13 protein-coding genes are annotated in these 19,312 nt (G+C 40.9%); 7 read left to right on the forward strand and 6 right to left on the reverse strand.

What is annotated here, in order from left to right:
* Positions 1–70 precede the first annotated feature (70 nt).
* The 4 genes from BUA53_RS18685 to deoC all read right to left on the reverse strand — a co-directional run bounded on the left by BUA53_RS18685 (position 71) and on the right by deoC (position 4,973).
* Positions 71–2,404, reverse strand: a complete 2,334-nt coding sequence (locus tag BUA53_RS18685; protein ID WP_072836923.1) for an NADP-dependent malic enzyme — start codon at positions 2,402–2,404, stop codon at positions 71–73.
* A gap of 147 nt (positions 2,405–2,551) precedes the next feature.
* On the reverse strand, positions 2,552–3,739 hold the full coding sequence (locus BUA53_RS18690) for a M20 metallopeptidase family protein (RefSeq protein WP_072836924.1): 1,188 nt from the start codon (positions 3,737–3,739) through the stop codon (positions 2,552–2,554).
* A 58-nt stretch (positions 3,740–3,797) separates the two neighbouring features.
* On the reverse strand, positions 3,798–4,247 hold the full coding sequence (locus BUA53_RS18695; protein WP_072836946.1) for a hypothetical protein: 450 nt from the start codon (positions 4,245–4,247) through the stop codon (positions 3,798–3,800).
* A gap of 54 nt (positions 4,248–4,301) precedes the next feature.
* A complete protein-coding gene (gene deoC / locus BUA53_RS18700; RefSeq protein WP_072836925.1) occupies positions 4,302–4,973 on the reverse strand; it encodes a deoxyribose-phosphate aldolase in 672 nt (223 codons plus the stop codon).
* 67 nt (positions 4,974–5,040) lie between these two features.
* On the opposite strand from deoC, the gene BUA53_RS18705 reads away from it, so the two are divergent.
* Together BUA53_RS18705 and BUA53_RS18710 are read left to right on the forward strand one after the other, a co-directional pair.
* Entirely contained in the window at positions 5,041–8,088 is a 3,048-nt protein-coding gene (locus tag BUA53_RS18705) for an amidohydrolase family protein (protein WP_072836926.1), read from the forward strand.
* Between the two features lie 62 nt (positions 8,089–8,150).
* On the forward strand, positions 8,151–9,455 hold the full coding sequence (locus BUA53_RS18710) for an amidohydrolase family protein (protein WP_072836927.1): 1,305 nt from the start codon (positions 8,151–8,153) through the stop codon (positions 9,453–9,455).
* A 568-nt stretch (positions 9,456–10,023) separates the two neighbouring features.
* On the opposite strand, the gene secA is transcribed toward BUA53_RS18710, so the two are convergent.
* A complete protein-coding gene (gene secA / locus BUA53_RS18720) occupies positions 10,024–13,350 on the reverse strand; it encodes a preprotein translocase subunit SecA (protein WP_072836929.1) in 3,327 nt (1,108 codons plus the stop codon).
* 243 nt (positions 13,351–13,593) lie between these two features.
* Between secA and BUA53_RS18725 the strand changes: the two genes are divergently transcribed.
* The 4 genes from BUA53_RS18725 to lysA all read left to right on the forward strand — a co-directional run bounded on the left by BUA53_RS18725 (position 13,594) and on the right by lysA (position 17,707).
* Positions 13,594–14,259, forward strand: coding sequence for a hypothetical protein (locus tag BUA53_RS18725; protein WP_139256493.1), 666 nt, complete (start codon positions 13,594–13,596; stop codon positions 14,257–14,259).
* A gap of 268 nt (positions 14,260–14,527) precedes the next feature.
* Positions 14,528–15,418: an ATP synthase F1 subunit gamma gene (gene atpG / locus BUA53_RS18730; RefSeq protein WP_072836931.1), complete on the forward strand. Its 891-nt coding sequence runs from the start codon at positions 14,528–14,530 to the stop codon at positions 15,416–15,418.
* A 65-nt stretch (positions 15,419–15,483) separates the two neighbouring features.
* Complete coding sequence (gene scpB, locus BUA53_RS18735) at positions 15,484–16,443, forward strand: SMC-Scp complex subunit ScpB (RefSeq protein WP_084080277.1); 960 nt, start codon at positions 15,484–15,486, stop codon at positions 16,441–16,443.
* 49 nt (positions 16,444–16,492) lie between these two features.
* Complete coding sequence (gene lysA, locus BUA53_RS18740; protein WP_072836932.1) at positions 16,493–17,707, forward strand: diaminopimelate decarboxylase; 1,215 nt, start codon at positions 16,493–16,495, stop codon at positions 17,705–17,707.
* A gap of 49 nt (positions 17,708–17,756) precedes the next feature.
* Here the strand turns inward: lysA and BUA53_RS18745 are convergent, their stop codons facing one another.
* Positions 17,757–18,629, reverse strand: a complete 873-nt coding sequence (locus BUA53_RS18745; RefSeq protein WP_072836933.1) for a DUF6263 family protein — start codon at positions 18,627–18,629, stop codon at positions 17,757–17,759.
* Positions 18,630–18,782: 153 nt separating this feature from the next.
* Here BUA53_RS18745 and BUA53_RS18750 point away from each other — a divergent pair, with 153 nt between their 5' ends.
* Positions 18,783–19,292 (forward strand): DUF4442 domain-containing protein, encoded by a 510-nt coding sequence (locus BUA53_RS18750; protein WP_072836934.1) that lies wholly within the window; start codon positions 18,783–18,785, stop codon positions 19,290–19,292.
* Positions 19,293–19,312: the final 20 nt, after the last annotated feature.

The following is a 19,312-nucleotide window of genomic DNA, read 5'->3' on the forward strand; positions in this document are numbered from 1 at the left end:
ATAAGCAACTTATACATTAAAATTCAAAGCTCAAAACCACTCTCTTTTCCCTCTGGAACCCATGCCTATACTAGGCTTTTTTCTTAAATCTCTTCCACCAGGGCGATTTCCTTATCAATTCTTCGGTCTCCGCCTGGCTTTTCAATTGGGCATCTACAACAGCTATCATTGCCATGTTAACAATGTTTCGGACTGAGCTTCCCAATTGAAGAATATGCACCGGCTTCTTCAACCCTAATAAAATCGGGCCAATAGCATCTGCCGCACCTAATTCCTTTAAAAGGTTATAGGCAATATTTCCTGACGCAAGATTAGGGAAGATCAGTGTATTGACATCTTTGTCTACCAATTCACTGAATGGGTAGTTTTCTTTTAAGAGGTTGTTATTAAAGGCTACACTGGCTTGCATTTCCCCATCAACAATTAAATTAGGCATTTGTTGTTTTACCAAAGCCCTTGCTTTAGCCACCAGGTGGGCCTCGGGTGAATTGCTACTACCAAAATTGGAATAACTAAGCATCGCTATCCTCGGAATAATATTGAAATGTCGCATTTCGCGGGCTACAAGCAAAGTGATCTCTGCCAATTCCTCAGCAGTTGGGTTGAAGTTCACCGTGGTATCACCAAGAAATATAGGTCCTTTCTTTGTGAGCATCAGGTACATACCAGCAATGCGCTTGGTGCCTTCTTCAATGCCAATGCATTGGATAGCTGGCCTGATGGTATCAGGGTAATTCTTGGAAAGCCCGGAGATCATGGCATCAGCATCACCTGTTTCCACCATCATGCAACCAAAATAGTTGCGATCCTTCATGATCTTTTTAGATTCATAATAGTTGAATCCTTTACGTTGACGCTTTTTGAAGAATAATTCAGCGTATGTATTACGTTTTTCCTCCATGGCATCGCTCCTTGGGTCATATATAGGTAGTCCTTCAAGGTCGATGCCATTAGCCTGCGCAATGATCCTGATCTTATTCTCATCACCTAATAGAATAGGATATCCTATGCCTTCATCAATCACAATTTGTGCAGCTTTCAATATTTTGACATTCTCTGCTTCAGCAAAAACGATCCTTCGGGGATCCCGCCTGGCCTTGTTGCCTAATATTCGCATCACCTGGTTGTCCAGCCCTAACCTGCGGTTGAGGTCATTGGTATAAGCTTCCCAATCGGTAATAGGTTTTGAAGCCACCCCGCTCTCCATGGCAGCCTTTGCTACCGCTGGTGCTACCACTGATAACAAACGTGGATCAAGAGGCTTTGGAATGATATATTCCGGGCCAAACATGATGGTCTTTTCATTATACGCAAGGTTTACAATGTCTGGTACAGGAGACTGTGCCATTTCTGCCAATGCCTTTACAGCTGCCAGCTTCATGGCCTCATTGATTTGTGTAGCCCTTACGTCAAGTGCGCCACGGAATATATAGGGAAATCCTAACACATTATTTACCTGGTTGGGATAATCGCTTCTGCCAGTTGCCATGATCACGTCCTTGCGTGCAGCAGTAGCTTCTTCCCAACTGATCTCAGGATCAGGATTAGCCATAGCAAAAACAATGGGGTTTTTGGCCATGCCTTTGATCATTTCTCCATTAACTACATTACCTACGCTTAATCCAACAAATACATCGGCATCTTTCAATGCCTTATCCAGTGATAATTCTTCTTTGGCATTGGCAAATTTCTTCTTAAACTCTTCAAGGTCTTTACGGCCTGAATGCAAAACACCTTTCCTGTCAAACACTAAAAAGTTTTCAGGTTTTGCCCCCAGTGAAACATATAACTGGATACAGGCCATGGCAGCAGCTCCTGCTCCATTGATAACGAACTTTACCTTGTCTATTTTCTTTTTCTGGATCTGCAATGCGTTTAATAAAGCCGCTGCACTGATGATGGCTGTACCATGCTGGTCATCATGCATAACGGGAATGGTCAATTGTTCACGCAGTTGTTTTTCTATGTAAAAGCATTCTGGTGCTTTAATATCCTCCAGGTTAATACCACCAAATGTGGGTTCTAGGGCTTTTACTATCTGTACAAATTTTTCAGGATCTGTTTCGTTGATCTCTATATCAAAAACATCTATATCAGCAAATATTTTGAAAAGCACACCTTTCCCTTCCATCACTGGTTTGCTGGCTTCTGGTCCAATATCACCCAGGCCCAGAACGGCTGTCCCATTGCTGATCACTGCTACCAGGTTTCCCTTGGCAGTATACTTATATACATCTTCTTTATTGGCTGCGATTTCTTTACAAGGTTCTGCTACCCCAGGTGAGTAAGCCAGTGAAAGATCTCTTTGTGTTTTAGCTTCTTTGGTAGGAACCACTTCAATTTTTCCTGGTTTTCCTTTGGAATGGTAGCGTAATGCTTCTTCTTTTCTTAAATCTCTCTGCATATTTTTCTTTTGGCAATCAAAAAGGGAAAGCGAATAAATTATATTACACTTTTACCTGTTGTTCAGCTACACTGCAAATTATCATTCCGGAAATTGAACCAGGTATGATAGCATGCAACTGAATCTGGCAAAAGTAATATACTATCATTAACTCTGGAAGGAGGCAGTGGCTCCCAGGGAGGCCATAATACCAATTCCTATCTCTATAGCCTTTTCATCAATATTAAATTTTGGGGTATGTACGCCAGAAATAATTCCACGGGAAGTATTAGCTGTGCCTAACCTGAAAAAACATCCAGGCACCTGCTGTGAGTAATAACCAAAATCTTCCGCACCCATTCTTATTTCAGTTTCCCCAACATTATCAACGCCTAAAAAGGCTTCTGCTATATTTTTGGCGCTGCTATTTAGTTCTTCATTATTAATTACTGTTGGATAGCCTACGTCGATATGTACATCCACTTCTGCACCCATGGAATGAACAAGTTCAGTGGATAATTTCCTGATGATATCATGTGCTTTAAAGCGCCATTTTTCATCCATTGCCCTGAAAGTACCCATCAACTTCACCTCCGAAGGGATCACATTGGTTGTATGTCCGCCCTGGAAGGATGTTATAGAAAGTACAGAAGGCGATAGCGGGTCACAATTTCTGCTAATGACCTGTTGCAGGGCAACTATTAAATGGCTTGTAATTAAAATTGTGTCTGCAGTCAGGTGTGGTGCGGCAGCATGCCCTCCTTTACTCCTGATAGTCATATAGATCTCATCTGCACTGGCCATTACCTTGCCAGCCCTGAAGCTTAAATTGCCTACTTCCAGTTGGGGATTTACATGCAGGGCGAATATCGCTTGAGGCTTAGGATTTTCCAGTACTTTTTCACTGATAAGGAGGCTGGCTCCTCCCGGGTTTTTCTCTTCCCCCGGTTGAAAGATCAATTTAACTGTGCCTTCCCATTCCTCCTTTGTTTGAGCTAATATTTTTGATGCGCCCAGCAGGCAGGTGGTATGCACATCATGTCCACAGGCATGCATAATGCCCGGCCTTGTGGATTTATAGGGAATATCATTCTCTTCTATAATGGGTAAGGCATCCATGTCTGCACGTAGGGCAATGATCCTGGAAGAAGGGTTCTTACCTTCTATAATTCCGATCACTCCGGTAGTGGCCTTTACTTCGAAGGGTATATTATAAGATGTTAGTTTTTCCTGTACAAATTTTGAAGTTTCAAATTCCTGGTAGCTTAATTCCGGATGGGCATGAAGGTAATGCCTGATATCAATGAACTCCGGAGCTAAATGCCTGGCTAAGTCTTTGATCTTTTGTATAATCATGGTAATAACTGAACTGCAAAAGTCAGTTATTTAACTGAAATGGGAATGCAAGGTATAATTACATGTCTTTTGAGTCGGTATTGTCTTTTTCTGGAGTTATTTCAATAGTATCATTGATTATATATACGCCTTTAGGGAATACGGAATTTAAGTTTTTCCGGTACCGTTCTGCTTCGTCCCTTGTTCTGAAATTACCAGCCTTTAATTTGAAATATGGGGTCTGGTAAATAAGGTAGGCTTTTAGATCTGGGAAATAAGTATAGATCTTTGTTTTGGCATCTATTGCTTCATTGCGTTTATTGGTATTAATTACCAGCAACCTGTATCCGCGCATGCTACGTGCAGAAGCTTTTTTTATGGCTGCATTTAAAGCAGCCTGTTTTTTTGCTAATGCATCAACCCTTGGATCTTTATGAATGACAACGGAATTGGTATCTGTATAATTATTTCCCTGTGCCATTACAAAATTAAAGCTGAATAGGGCGGCCAATAGAAGAAGACTTTTCATGATGGGCATAGTTAACCGATAACCAAATATAGTTCCAACTTTGTTTTTTTATTGTTAATAGCCCCCTTCTGAAACCTTTTCGCCGTTTACAATGGCCACTCCAGCACTGCAACCTAAACGTGTGGCCCCGGCATCAACCAGTTGCCTGGCAAATTCATAAGTCCTGATACCACCGCTGGCTTTGATTTGTATAGAAGATGGAAGATGTTTACGCATAATTTCAATAGCTTCCACTGAAGCTCCTTTATCCGCATACCCCGTAGAAGTTTTCATATAGTCAACAGGAAAATGTTTGTATAGCTCGCAACATTTAATGATTTCATCATTGGTTAGCACACCACTTTCGATGATCACTTTCAACACACAGCCATTTTCTTTAATGACGTTGGTTATCTCTTCGATCTCCTTTTCGAGGTATGCCATATCATTGCTTTTAAAAGCAGCTATGTTCATCACCATGTCCAATTCTTCTGCGCCGTCTTTTATTGCTTCTTTTATCTCTTTGCGCTTGGCTTTATAATGGCTATATCCAAAAGGAAAACCTATAACAGTGGCTAATTTTACTTTCCTTTTTTCAAGCACCTGGCTGGCATCCCTTACATAATAAGGAGGAACACAGACGGCGGCGAACCCATATTCTAATGCTTCTTCACACACCTTTTCAATTTCTGCAAGGGTAGTTGTCGGCTTTAGAATAGTATGATCTATAAATTGTGCGATGTTCATATAAAAAGTATTTATTTTTAGAACCTTTGAACTTATCCACAACAAAGTAATTTAAATTTTATCCAAGATGAGAAAAGCACAATGCTTTTTACTGTCATGCACATTATTAATAGGTTTTGTAGTGCATGCACAGACCAGTTTTCCTGTAAATGGTGTAGCTGATGAACGAAGCGGTTATTATGTTTTTACCAATGCAACTATTGTAAAGGACGCAGCTACCACTCTTTCCTCCGCTACAATGGTAATAAAAGATGGAGTGATTAAAGCAATAGGAAAGGACATTGCAATCCCAAAGGATGCAGTAACTATTGATTGTAAGGGAAGATATATATATCCTTCCTTTATTGATATTTATACAGATTATGGTATGCCAGTACCACAACCTGGCACTGGTGGATTTAATTTTTTTGGTCCCACCCAGTTCAATTCTGCTACCAAGGGAGCTTATGGCTGGAACCAGGCTATTAAAAGTGAAGTGGATGCCTACCGGTCTTTTGCTAAGGATGAAGCTAAAGCCAACAGCCTTAGAGAGCTTGGTTTTGGAACAGTACTCACCCACATAAAGGATGGAATAGCTCGTGGTACCGGCGCATTAGTTACCCTTGCAAATGATAATGAGAACTTTTCCATCATCAAAGAAAAAGCTTCTGCAAATTATTCCTTCAATAAAGGTACTTCCACACAAAGCTATCCAGGCTCGATGATGGGAATGATAGCACTTTTAAGACAAACTTACCTTGATGCACAATGGTATAAGCAGAAGCCACCAGGTGAGGGTTTGAACCTTAGCCTCCAGGCCTGGTTAGATAATCAATCTTTACCACAAATTTTCGATGCCGGAGACAAATGGAATGACCTTAGGGCTGACAGGATAGGGGATGAATTTGGTGTTCAATATATAATTAAAGGCGGCGGCAATGAATACCAGCGCATCAAAGAAGTGAAAGCTACGAATGCAACCTATATCATTTCACTAAATTTCCCTCAGGCTATGGATGTTGAAGATCCAAATGATGCCAGGTTTGTTTCGGTTAGTGATATGAAACACTGGGAACTGGCCCCAACCAACCCGGCGGCTCTTGAAAAAGCAGGTATTCCCTTTTGCCTTACTACTTCCGATCTGCGTGACATGAAGCAATTTACAGCCAATCTGAAGCTGGCTTTTCAATATGGACTATCGGAGCAGGAAGCTTTGAATGCGCTAACTAAAACTCCTGCCACTGCTTTAGGTGTTTACAGCCAGGTAGGAAGCCTGGATGCTGGCAAACTGGCAAATTTTATAATTACTTCCGGGCCTGTTTTCAATGAAAAGACACAGATCATTCAGAACTGGATACGTGGAAAGAAATATGGGGTTAAGGATGATATCTATGATGAAATGCGTGGGAAGTATAAACTTGTTTTAAATACTGTAAACGGGCCGGTGAATTACACGCTTGACTTTAAATCGCCCTCCAGTGCAAGCCTTATAGGTAAAGACACCGTCACATCTAAATTTTATTTCGATGGCCGCCAGGTACGTATTAATGTAGCTCCTGAAAGAAGGCTTGATAATAATCTTCGTTTAAGTGGCATGGTGAATGGTACCCAATGGTCAGGTACAGGAGAAGATAGCTCAGGCAACAGGTTTACATGGACGGCATCTTATTCCGGGGCCCTTGCTGAGAAAGTTGACAGTGCCAGGAAGCGTCCTTCGGGTGCATTAGGTAAGGTGACCTACCCATTTTTGCCTTTTGGCTGGGAAGAAGGACAGGCTCCCAGGCAGGAAACCATACTAGTGAAAAATGCTACTGTATGGACCAATGAAAAAGATGGTGTACTTCAAAATACAGATGTATTGATCCGTAATGGTAAGATAGCAGCTGTGGGTAAGAATTTGCAGGCTAATGATGCCCGCATAATTGATGGGACAGGAAAGCATGTCACACCGGGGATAATTGATGAACATTCACATATCGCAGCCTCTTCTATCAATGAAGGCGGGCAAAGCGTTACATCTGAAGTGCGCATTGCAGACAATCTGAATCCTGATGATATTAATATATACAGGCAATTGAGTGGGGGAGTTACCACTTCACATATTCTTCATGGCTCGGCTAATACCATTGGTGGTCAAACGCAATTGATCAAATTAAGATGGGGCGCTAATGATGAAGACCTGAAGTTCAAAGGTTCCGCACCTTTTATCAAGTTTGCCCTGGGAGAGAATGTAAAAAGATCTCCTGCCAATGCAGGTCAGCAGAACAGGTTCCCTGATACAAGAATGGGTGTGGAAGAAGTACTAACTGATGCCTTTACCAGGGCTAAAGATTATGAAAGATCCTGGAAGGAATATGAGTCAGCCAGGAATAAGAAAGGAATGACCGCTCCAAGGAAAGACCTGGAACTGGATGCACTGGTAGAGATACTAAATAACAAGCGGTTCATTACCTGCCATTCGTATGTGCAAAGTGAAATTACCAGCGCGATGAGGGTAGCGGACAAAATGGGGTATAAGGTCAATACCTTTACCCATATCCTTGAAGGTTATAAGGTTGCTGATAAAATGAAGGCACATGGAGCTAATGCTTCCACCTTTTCCGACTGGTGGGCTTATAAAATGGAAGTGCAGGATGCTATACCTTATAATGCTGCCATCATGAGCAGGGTGGGTCTGAACGTAGCCATCAATTCAGATGATGCAGAAATGGCAAGGCGATTGAACCAGGAAGCTGCCAAGATTGTAAAATACGGAGGTGTTTCGGAGGAAGAAGCTTTAAAGATGGTTACATTGAATCCTGCTAAAATGCTTCATGTAGAAGATAAGGTGGGTAGCCTTAAAGTTGGCAAAGACGGAGATATCGTTGTATGGACCGATAATCCATTAAGTATTTATGCCAGGCCAGATTATACTATTGTTGATGGAACCATTTATTTCGACAGGTTGAAGGATGAGCAAATGCAAAAACTGGTTGATGCGGAAAGAAGCAGGCTGGTAAAGAAAATGATAGGGGAGAAAAGAAGTGGCGCTCCTGTTCAGCAGGCCATACCCAGTTATGAGATCATGCATTCCTGTTCTGAACATATGCATAGCCATGGCCTATTGGTAATCGATGCCAGTGAAGCCGGGGATTAATCATCAATTGCATTAAACTATTGAAATACTCATAATAACCTGAAGTACTCAAATAATAACAAATGAAAAAGATACTTATTTATATAACAATATTATTTTCTCTCTCTGTCAATGGGCAGGAGACAGTTTACCCGGCGCCAAGACAGGTGGGTACTACTGTCATTACAAACGCTACTGTACACGTTGGAAATGGACAGGTATTGAATAACGCAACTATTATTATAACTGATGGTAAAATTGCTGCTGTTGGAAATAACATTTCCATTCCTCCCGGTTCTACCCAGGTAAATGCACAGGGAAAACAAGTGTATCCGGGGCTGATCCTTCCAATTACTAATTTAGGTCTTGTAGAAATAGGAGCAGTTCGCGCTTCTAATGATGTGCAGGAGTTAGGTGAAATGAACCCGAATATTCACAGTATTGTTGCGTATAACACAGATTCAAAAGTTATCAATACCCTCAGGTCCAATGGGATCTTATTAGCTAATGTAGTTCCGGAAGGAAGCTTTGTTGCCGGTCAATCTTCTGTTGTTCAACTGGATGCATGGAACTATGAAGATGCAGCCTATAAAACCGATGGTGGTTTGCATGTATACATGCCTTCACTATTGGCGCGTCCCAGGCGTGTTCGGGGTGCTGGTCCACAGCAACCAGACGAAGATCCGGTTAAGGAAGGATTGCAAAAAGTGGATGGGTTAAAGGATTTTTTCCGTGAAGCAAAAGCGTATTATAATCAATCTTCTCATACCAATACCAATTTGAAGTTTGAATCCGTACAGCACTTATTTGACAAAAAGCAAAAGTTATATGTACATGCAAATACAGTAAAGCAAATGCTTGTTGCCCTGGATTTTGTAAAGGAATTCGACTTCGATGTGGTAATAGTAGGTGGAAGCGATAGCTGGCAAATTGCTGATCTGCTAAAGCAAAATAATGTAGCTGTAATTTTAGATACACCACATAGCCTTCCTACTTTAAATGATGATGATGTGGACCAGCCATATAAAACAGCAGCTGCATTGCATAAGGCAGGTGTTTTGTTTGCCATTTCAGATGAAGATGGACAAACAAGGGGAAGGAATTTGCCATTCAATGCGGGCACTACTGCTGCGTATGGTCTCAGCAAGGAAGAAGCATTGCAGGCCATTACCCTTAATGCCGCCAAAATATTAGGCGTATCGGACAAGACCGGTAGTATTGAAGTAGGTAAAGATGCCAACATCATTATCAGCGAGGGTGATATCCTGGATATGAGAACAAGCCAGGTGACTGATGCATTTATCCAGGGCCGTAAAATAGACCTGACGGATAAGCATAAGCAATTAAATGAACGGTATAAAAGAAAGTATGGTTTGAAAGATTTCTAAAGAAAATGCCTCACGAAAGTGGGGCATTTTTATTTTAAGACACTTGTAATGCTAATTGTTGTTGCAGATATATAATTGTCTTTGCATTGTGATAGTTTGTCTTTTATTATGAAGGCTCATAAAAGCCAACTCGTTTTTAGTTACACTTTTTGTTTGTAAACCTTTACATATGTAATTGTCCAAAATACCCATAGCCCAAGCATACCTATCTGTAATAAAATTCTTGGAAGGTTATTTTGATTAATGGCTACAATTAAATTTGGAATACATAAGATAAAAGCAACAATTCCCAACAAGGAAAGGAAAAGATATTTTGATTTGTTAAATGGTTTTAGTTTCATCTTCCTCGAATTGTACTGTCAATTTTAGTAGTAGAAAAGAAGAATTTCTTTGGGTTAATTAATAACTAAGTAAATAAATATTTTAGTGAAAAGGAAATATCGATTTTATCTGGTACATCGACCTAAACACTTCGCATCATTCTGAATTTTTTTCTGGAAGTGAAAATGGATCTAAATAAGAAAGCCCCGCATTGCGGGGCTTTCTTATTTATAAAATATGCTATTCCTTAAGCTTCTTTGCCATGGCAGTTCTTATACTTCTTTCCACTTCCACAAGGGCATGGGTCATTACGTCCAATCTTTGGACCCACTTTGATGGGTTCCTGCTTCACTGCCACATCACCTGAAGGATCAAAATAATCATTTTCATTAGCGCCATAATCACTGCCTGCGGCATCTATCTGTTCTTTATTGGCAGTCATCTTACTCATGTCGGTTTTCTGCTGCCTGCCTTCTCTTAGATTAGGCGCTTCTTCCTGTATGGGTAATTGTGCATGGCATAAGAAAGAAACAATATCACGATTTACTTCGCTGCTCATACGCTTGAACAGGTTGTAAGCTTCCACTTTATAAATAACCAATGGATCCTTTTGCTCCAGGTACACTGTTTGCACACTTTGCTTCAGATCATCCATAGCTCTAAGATGTTCTTTCCAGGCATCGTCAATAATGGCCAATGTAATGTTTCGTTCCATTGCACTGCACAATTCTTCACCATCTGTTGATACAGTTTTGTCAAGATTGGTTAAAACATTAATGCCTTTTTTACCATCAGTAAAAGGAACCACTACATTTTCAATATGTTGACCTTGCGACTGGCGTATATTTTTAAATACGGGTACTGCCTGTTTCCTTATGCCTTCCTTATGTTCCTGGTAAGCTTCAATAGCCTCATTATATAAATGATCTGTAAGGCTGTTAACATCATTGCTCTTGAACTCTTCGTGGGTAATCTTTGTATCCAGTCCGAAGTTTACTATGCAAGAAAGTTTAAACCCTTCATAATCGTCCTGTTCACGGTTGCTGCTTACAAGATCTTCTGCGGTTACAGAAAATGCATTATCAATATCCAATGCCAAACGATCACCAAATAAAGCGTGGTTACGCTTCAGGTAGATAGCGTTACGCTGCATGTTCATCACATCATCGTATTCAAGCAGGCGTTTACGTATACCGAAGTTGTTTTCTTCTACCTTACGTTGCGCTCTCTCAATAGATTTAGTGATCATGCTGTGCTGGATCACCTCACCCTCCTTGTATCCAAACTTATCCATTAAGCCTGCGATACGTTCACTACCAAACATACGCATCAGGTCATCTTCCAAAGAAACATAGAACTGTGAAGTTCCAGGGTCTCCCTGGCGGCCTGCACGACCACGCAACTGGCGGTCAACACGGCGTGACTCATGACGCTCAGTACCAATGATAGCCAAACCACCTGCTTCTTTCACGCCTGGCCCAAGCTTAATATCCGTACCACGACCAGCCATGTTGGTGGCAATGGTAATGGCTCCGGCTAAACCTGCTTCCGCAACCACCTGTGCTTCACGGGCATGTTGTTTAGCGTTCAATACATTGTGAGGGATCTTCTTGGCGGTAAGCATCCTGCTAAGCAATTCACTTACCTCCACAGATGTTGTACCAACCAGCACGGGACGGCCCGCATTCCTCAATTGTTCTATTTCGTCAATAACTGATTTAAACTTCTCTCTCTTGGTTTTATAAACCAGGTCCTGTTCATCCTTCCTGATAACAGGAATATTGGTTGGGATGGTTACCACATCCAGTTTGTAGATGCTCCACAATTCTGCCGCTTCCGTTTCCGCAGTACCGGTCATACCGGCAAGTTTATGATACATACGGAAGTAGTTTTGCAACGTTACGGTAGCATAGGTTTGAGTGGCCGCTTCGATCTTCACATTTTCCTTTGCCTCAATAGCCTGGTGCAAACCATCACTATACCTTCTGCCTTCCATAATACGGCCAGTTTGTTCGTCAACGATCTTCACCTGGCCTTCTATCACCACATATTCTACGTCTTTGTCAAATAAAGTATAAGACTTTAAAAGTTGCTGAACAGAATGTATGCGGTCAGCTTTTTGGGAGTATTCATTTAGAATGGCTTCTTTCTGATGCAGCTTTTCATCGGCAGGAAGATCACTTTCCTCTATTTCACTCAATCGAACACCAATATCAGGTAAAACAAAGAATTCAGGATCTTCCCCAGCTTTGGTAATAGCTCCAATTCCTTTATCAGTAAGATCTACTGATTTATTTTTCTCATCAATCTGGAAGAGCAGTTCTTCATCAACAATATGCATGTTGCGTTGTTGATCGGCCAGGTAAAAGTTCTCCGCTTTCTGCATTTTCACCTTAATGCCAGGCTCACTCAGGAACTTGATCAATGGACCATATTTTGGTAATCCCCTGTAAGCACGGAAAAGGAACAATCCACCACTCTTGGGATCATCATCTCCTTCAGAGAATTTCTTTTTGGCTTCATTAAGGTTTTGCCTTACAATTCTTTCCTGGGCTTCTACCAATTGCTGCACCCTTGGCTTTAATATATGGTATTGCTGATCATCACCTTTAGGCACCGGGCCCGAAATGATCAATGGAGTACGTGCATCATCGATCAATACACTATCCACCTCGTCCACCATGGCATAATGGTGTTTGCGTTGCACCATTTCTTCTGGTGTATGCACCATGTTATCCCTTAAGTAATCAAAACCAAATTCGTTATTGGTACCATAGGTAATGTCTGCCAGGTAAGCATTCCTGCGTTCTTCACTATTAGGTTGATGTTTGTCTATACAGTCCACTCTCAGACCTAACCATTCGAATATGGGTCCATTCCACTCACTGTCACGGCGAGCCAGGTAATCATTGACAGTTACAATGTGAACACCTTCACCCGCCAGTGCATTCAGGTAGGCAGGTAAAGTGGACACCAATGTTTTACCCTCACCTGTTGCCATCTCCGCTATCTTGCCCTGGTGCAATACAGCACCACCAATTAGCTGCACATCATAGTGAACCATATTCCAGGTGATCTGTCCACCACCTGCTGTCCATGTATTTTTATAGGTAACCTTATCACCATTGATGTTGATATAATCCCTGGTTACACTTAGTTGCCTATCCAGTTCAGTGACGCCGGATTCTATTTCAGTATTTTCTTTAAACCTGCGTGCAGTTTCCTTAACTACAGCGAAAGCCTCAGGTAACAGGTCCTTTAGAACTTCTTCTATTTTCTGATCCCTTTCTTTCTTTAGCTTGTCTACTTCCTGGTAAATGGTATCCTTGCCAACCAGGTCAGTAAAGGGAAGTTCTTCAGCTCTTTTATTGGTATCAGCTATTTGCTCATCTATTGCTTTAAGGTGATCCTTGATGCGTTGGCGAAACTCATTCGTTTTATTTCGTAATTCATCATTGCTTATAGATTTCAGGGAATCAAAGGCCTGGTTAACTTTTGTTACCAATGGCAGAATGAGTTTAACGTCTTTTTCCGACTTGCTGCCACCGAACATTTTAGATAAAAAACCGATCATAAATTGTATAGATATTTCAATTATCGACTATAACTAAAGATAAGTCTCTGCAAAACAGAGAATTATTTTTGTCAAAAAGAGTGCTAATATAGTTTAGAAGCCATTTTGACAGAGCCGTCAAAGATAATTCAATTTGCAGTGCTCTTTACCAGGTTAACAAAGCCAAAACTTTTATTACTGGTTTAGCGTACTTTTCAGTCTTCATATAATAAACCAGGGGATTAAATGAGGAAATCAGGATACTTGCTTTTGTTCATAATCATCATTCTCTATAGCAGTTGTACCAATCCTGAAAAAAAGGTTGAAAGTCCTGGTTCAGGGGGGGCAATATTTTACAGTTTAAGAATATGGGGTGAGGAAGGCAATGATAGTGTTAGTTGTATGTTTCAATATCATGCCGGAGGTATTAATGGACCGGTTGTATTTCCAGGAGAGAAAACCCGGGTTGAACTTGACAAGGTGTCGATGAAACTAGATAGTGCTAATTTATCTGGACCTTATTACGATGTTAGAAGGCCCCTCCAGGGTTTTAATGGCCGGCATGAGGTAGTATTTTCAGGCCATGGCAACCATTCCAATGAAATCCAGTTTGAGTTCCAGGCCTTTCACGCCGCACCCGGTTGGCCATTATCGTTCAAAAAGGGTAAAAGTCAATTAAAGCTTGAAAATTTCCCTAAAAAAGCCTCAGTTGTCAGGTTATCTATGGTTGATACGTCTTTTGAATCCAATGATTTCAATGAAATGGTTACCGTAGAAGACGGAATTTTGAATATAACAGAGAATATGCTAAAGGAATTAACACCCGGACCAATAAGCATGGAAATTACCCGCGAGCAAGAAAATTTAAATAAGAATGGTAAAATTTGGATGAGCTTCACTTTAAGGAAGGAGTTTGAATTATTAAACTAAACAAAACCCTTTTTTCTGATCCGCATAATTTGTTTCAGAAAGGACAAAACTAATCCCCTCAAAACCTCGCAAACTAATGGCAAACAGGGCTTTTTAAGCCTTTAACGAATCAGTTCGGCTATTTTCGGCCTGTTTTATGGAATTTATAGCCCGGCAACGTACTTTTGCGGGCCGAAAGATAGGAAGGGGAAGGAAAGTTTACATAATGGTTAATAGTAAGGATAGCACTAATAACAGGATCAAACAATAAAGTAACTATATATAAGATATGGCTGGTCAGTTAAAAGAAGTACGTAACCGCATCAAATCAGTACAAAGCACCCAACAGATAACCAAGGCAATGAAAATGGTGAGTGCAGCAAAATTGCGCAGGGCCCAGGATGCCATTATCCAGATGCGTCCTTACGCCAAAAAGCTGCAGGAAATGCTCAGCAATATTGTGAGCAATACTGAAGTGGAATCGGGTAATTCCCTGGCAGTTGAAAGGCCAGTGGAGAAACTACTATTGATCGTTATTACCTCAGACCGTGGATTGGCGGGAGCATACAATGCCAATGTTATTAAACTGGCTAAACAATTGATTCGCGAAAAGTATCCTACCCTTCAATCAAAAGGCGGAGTAACAATTTGGAGCATTGGTAAAAAAGGCTATGAGCATTTTGCCAAGAACAATTTTACTGTTAGCGATACCTATAAGGATATATTCCTGAACCTAACTTTTGACCAGGTTCAAAAAGCCTCGCAGGCTGCTGTGAAGGCTTACCTGAACAAGGAATTTGATAAAGTCGAGATTGTATATAGTGAATTTAAGAATGCTGCAACCCAGCGTTTTGTTTCCGAACAATTCCTGCCCATTCCCAAAGTTGCCAGCTCAGGTAATATTGCAAAGTCCACAAAGGCCGATTTCATATTCGATCCGAATAAAGAAGAATTGATTGCGGAATTAATGCCGAAGATCCTGAATACACAGTTATATAAAGCTGTTTTAGATGCAAATGCTTCTGAACATGGTGCTCGTATGACCGCCATGGATAAGGCAAGTGAAAACGCAAATGAATTGCTTCGATCGCTTAAAATTTCATATAACCGCGCCAGGCAAGCTGCCATTACAACTGAATTGACCGAGATTGTAAGTGGAGCGGCCGCTTTACAAGGTTAGAAATTGGTTTGCAGGTATGCGAATGAACTTTGCATAATTGCTTACTTCAAATGCACATCTATAAAATGGAAATTTCCAATCTTATACCCCATATTGAAGCTTTAATTTTTGCAAGCGATAAGCCGCTAACTCCGGCCGAGATCACTGACCTGGTTAACCAGGCCTTTGGTTTTATGGAAGATAAAATTGAAGTGGAACAGGTGGATGCTTCCCTTGAAGGAATAGTGGAAAAGTACAATTCAGAATTCTATCCCTTTGAAGTAAGGCAAAGTGGGGGTGGATGGCAGTTCCTTACTAAAAAGGATTATCATAAGACCGTTGCCCAGCTTAATGGAGAGAAATTTCTAAAGCGATTATCAGCTGCAGCTCTTGAAACTTTAGCAATAGTGGCTTATAAACAGCCCGTAACTAAGGGAGAAATTGAAGCCATTCGCGGTGTAAGCAGTGATTATGCGGTTCAAAAGCTTTTGGAAAAAGAGCTGATTGTGATCACCGGTAGAAATGAAAAGCTTCCTGGCCATCCACTGGTCTATGCTACGTCAAAGAACTTCATGGATTATTTTGGTATCAATTCCCCTGAAGATCTTCCTAAAATAAAAGAAGTCCTGGCCGATCAGGTTGTGCAACCCACCATTGTACACCATACAGATTTTGAGACAAGCGAAAACCTTGTTGTTACAGAAGATGGCGAACTGGTAATTCCTGCCATAGATCAGGAAGCCGAAGAACTTGAAGTAGGCCAGCTAAATGGTCACAGTTTTTCACAAGAAGGCGAAATTTCAAATGATGAGGGAGATCAGCCAACTGAAGACATACCGACAGAGGAGGCTATTGAAGAATATATTGCTGATGAAGTTTTTATAGAAGGGGATGAGGAAGAAACCGAAGAAATTGTACAAGAGGAAGTAGCTACTGAGGAATCCTCAGACGAATCAACCCCAGATGTTGCTGATCAGGCAACAGGAGATGAATCAAATCCTGAAGATGATCCCTCTGTGGACGGTGAAGAGGAAGAAAAGAATTGATCTTTCATCAGGCGTTTTTTATTACTGCTAATATTTGTAAGGCTTAATCATGACCCATAGTTTAACACATACCCAGTTAGTTGAGCTGGCCGAAAAGTTTGGTACCCCTTTGTATGTTTACCACGCAGAAAAAATAAAGGACCAATATCAAACGCTGGAAAAGGCTTTCTCTGATACCCATGCCCGTTTTTTTTATGCCTGTAAAGCACTTACCAATATCAACATTCTAAAGTATGTTGAAAGCCTGGGTGCAGGCCTTGACTGTGTAAGTATCAATGAAGTAAAGCTGGGATTAAAAGCCGGCTTTACACCTGAAAGAATATTGTTCACACCCAATTGTGTTGATTTTGCAGAAATAGAAGCAGGTAAGGAGTTGGGTGTAAACCTGAATATTGATAATATATCCATACTTGAGCAATTTGGAAATAAATTCGGTGGTAGTTATCCTATCTGCATTCGTTTCAATCCACATATCATGGGCGGCGGTCATTATAAAATGTCTACCGGCCATATTGATTCAAAGTTTGGCATCTCTGTTCACCAGATGCGTCATATAGAGCGTATCATAAAAACTACAGGTTTGCATGTTACCGGCATCCATATGCATACCGGCAGCGATATTAAAGATGTAAATGTTTTCCTGGCGGGGCTGGAAGTGATGTTCGAGGTGGCAGAGCATTTCCCGGATCTCAAATTTGTTGACCTGGGTAGCGGGTTTAAGGTTCCTTACCATGAAGACGATGTACGCACTGATGTTTTTGACCTCGGGGCAAAAGTGGGTGAGGCCTTTGTGAAATATACCAAAGAAAAAGGTCGCCAGCTTGAAGTATGGTTTGAGCCCGGAAAATTTTTAGTGAGTGAAGCCGGTTATTTCATTACCAAATGCAATGTCATTAAGCAAACAACAGCCACAGTATTTGTGGGGGTCAACAGCGGTTTCAACCACCTGATACGTCCTATGATGTATGAGGCCTATCATATGATAGAAAATATCAGCAATCCTTTTGGCAATCCACGTATATATACAGTGGTGGGCAACATTTGTGAGACAGATACTTTTGCCTGGGACAGAAAGCTGAATGAAGTCAGAGAGGGAGATTACCTGGTGTTCTATAATGCAGGCGCTTATGGATTTGAAATGTCCTCCAACTTTAATTCCCGCCTTAAACCTGCTGAAGTATTAGTAAAGGATGGTGAAGCCCTATTGATACGTAAACGTGATGAATTTGAAGATTTGCTCAAGAATCAGCTTGAGGTATTATAAAAAAAGAGCCCGTTCATTCAAACGGGCTCTTTTTTTATTGGTAAATTATTTATGCCGGTTTTACCGTCACAGTAATAGTTGTTTTCCCTGTTGACGGGATGGTCATTCCCTGGGCTTCCATTGTAGCATTGGTATTCATGGTAGCGGTCTTTTGTTTCAAAAGGCCTGTTGCCCTGTCAATAATCACCTGGCCTGTTACCTTGTCATCTGATTTGATGCTGGCCTGGGTGCCCATGATCTCCTGAGTAGTATTTACATTGATATCCTCAGTATAGTCAAGTGTTACTTCTTGATCCGTAATGCTTTTTACAGTATATACTGTTCTTCTTTTCTGGCCGTTGGCAGATGAACTGTCTGTCCAGAAGTCTCCGGTTGTAATTTCTTTATCAGGCAATATTTTAAAAATGCTGGCATCTCCAGGTTTAGGTAATCCTAAAGTCACTCCCAACTGGGTGGAAGCTAGTTCCGCCATAGCATCTGTCTTCTCATTCTTTGTACCATTGGGGTTGTCATCATCCAGTTTAATAGCAGTTATTTTTCCTGAAGGATCCACAGACATAGTATATTTATTCTTCAGGCTTTTCTCCATAATCTTCCCCATCTCACCTTTACGGTCATCTTCTTTTTCAGAATCAAAGCTTTGTGAGTTTCCCATGCCATTAGCAGTAAACACCAGGTGTTTTACTTTATGTTCAATGTTTGCTCCTTTGCCGTCTGTACCTGAAATATCAAATACCTCGGTCATGGTGGAGTTAACAGTAGATTCCATAGATTGACCCATAAGTTCCATGGTAGCTGTTTTATTGGTTTCAGTCACCATTTCAAGTTTCTGGCTTTTAGGAAAATTAAGCTTGCCTGATACTTTCTGTGAAAAGCTGTTTAACGAAAGCATAATACAGGCACCTACTAATACTTTTTTCATTCTTTATTTTTATTACTTCCAAAAATGACGAAATAATTTGGATTATGGATGCATAGGCATCTTTGATGGATAGTAGTTATCATAGAATTAGCAAATGATCTTTCCCATGTTTCATTTTGTGCCCTCCATTATAAAGAGTAATATCTTTAAGAAATGAATAACAAACAGAATGCTGCCGCTTCTTCCAGGGCTGCATTTTTTGCTTTGATCAACAATCCATTGAAGTTTAAGTTGTTCCTTTTTAAAAAACTTCCTGCAGCATCCTTTTCCGGGCTGAGGGTACAAGAGCTTTCGGACAATGTATGTATAGTTACGGTGCCCTATAAATGGTTTTCTCAAAATCCCTTTCGCTCCATTTATTTTGCCTGCCTTGCCATGGCAGCAGAAATGAGCACAGGCATCCTTGCCATGGCCAATACTTATAAAAGATCCCCGGCAGTATCTATGCTGGTAGTGGGCCTGGAAGCCAGGTTTTATAAAAAAGCTTCAGGGCTCACCCATTTTGTTTGTAATAGCGGAATAGAGATCATGAATGCAGTCAACGAGGCTATTGCTACAAATGAAGGCCGGACAATTCGTATCCTTTCCTCAGGGTATAATGAAAATAAAGAGTTGATAAGCGAATTCTGGATCACCTGGTCATTCAAGAGCAAGCATATCTAATGGCCAAAGGAGATGGCATC

This window comes from Flavisolibacter ginsengisoli DSM 18119 (genome assembly GCF_900129295.1).
GTDB lineage: Bacteria > Bacteroidota > Bacteroidia > Chitinophagales > Chitinophagaceae > Flavisolibacter > Flavisolibacter ginsengisoli.